Consider the following 1,462-nt stretch of genomic DNA (forward strand, 5'->3'; position numbering starts at 1 on the left):
ACTCCTCGTATAATAAGATTAGTCTTAAATGGCTAATCTTTTTTTACTATATTTGTCATTTAAGGCTGACTTAAACCTGTGACTCTTATGAGTTATAATTGTTTCGTATAGATAGAGGTCGTAGTTAAACTCCTTGAAGCTTCGTCTTCCTTTTAAAGACTGACGCCTCTTCTCTACGGACAGTATATGTATGAGCTGGATAGAACATTGTTTCTGAATCTCACACGAGGCTATATCGTCCATAGAGCTAAGAGGAGAACCCCTATCTGAATTTTTAATAGAAAGGTTGATTCGAATGTTTTTTGTAGGTATTGATATTGGGAAACGAAACCATGAAGCGGCGATTATTGATGAACAGGGAAAGCCTATAGGAAAACCTATTCGGTTTAGCAACACGAAAGCCGGCAGTGAAAAATTACTGCAATTCATCAATGACCATGACTTATTACCTGATAACTCCATGATTGGTTTAGAGGCTACTGGACATTATTGGCTTTCTGTATTCTCTTTTCTAACCGCTTTAGAATTTAATGTAGTTCCTTTCAATCCCATTCAATCCGATACTCTCCGCAACTTCTATATCCGCAAAACGAAAACTGATACCATCGATGCCGTATTAATCGCACAAGTGGTTCGGATGGATTTACCTGATCAAACGTATTTGCCTTCCGAAGATATTGTACGCCTAAAGCAATTATCCCGTTTCCGTTACAGCATCGTTGACCAAACTTCTGATCTCAAAAGAAAAGTGATTGCATCTTTAGACCAAGTGTTTCCAGAATACGAAACACTTTTTTCAGATATGTTTGGAAAGTCATCCACCCAACTGTTACTTCAATCCCCCTTGCCTGAAGATTTACTCGAGATTGACGCTCAGAAGTTGATTGATCTTCTTAATGAAGCCAGTAATGGCCGTTTAACCATTGAAAAATCAACCCAGAAAGTTCATCAATTAAGAGATTTAGCGCAAGATTCCTTTGGAATCCGAGTCGCAACCGATGTTTATAAACTTCAAATCCAATTATTACTTCAGCAGATTCTTCTTTTAGAAGAACAATTGAAAACAGTTGAAGATGAAATGGCTGAATTGGTTGCCGCCCAAGATCAATATTTAACCACGATTACGGGGATTGGCCCCGTTACAGCAGCTGTGATTCTCTCTGAAGTGGGCGACATTCATCGCTTTGAACGCCCTAATCAACTGCTTGCCTTTGCGGGTTTAGACGCTTCCGTTCATCAATCGGGTGACTTTACAGGTACGCGTAATAAACTCTCTAAACGAGGTTCTCCATATCTTCGACGAGCCATTTGGCAAGCGGCCTTTATCGCTTCGAATCGAGATCCTGCGCTGTCTCTTTATTATCAAAACTTACGAAAACGTGGAAAGCATCATGGAACAGCCGTTGGGGCTGTATGTCGGAAACTTGTCAATATTATCTTTGCGGTTTGGACAAAAGGAAAA

1 protein-coding gene is annotated in these 1,462 nt (G+C 39.8%); it reads left to right on the plus strand.

Annotated elements, in window-relative coordinates; all coding sequences use genetic code 11:
- Positions 1 to 295 precede the first annotated feature (295 nt).
- Positions 296 to 1,462: IS110 family RNA-guided transposase (locus tag HMPREF3116_RS07725; RefSeq protein ID WP_070468937.1), on the plus strand; the 1,167-nt coding region annotated here is incomplete at its 3' end.

It is taken from the genome of Aerococcus sp. HMSC10H05 (assembly GCF_001806975.1).
GTDB classification, from domain to species: domain Bacteria; phylum Bacillota; class Bacilli; order Lactobacillales; family Aerococcaceae; genus Aerococcus; species Aerococcus viridans_B.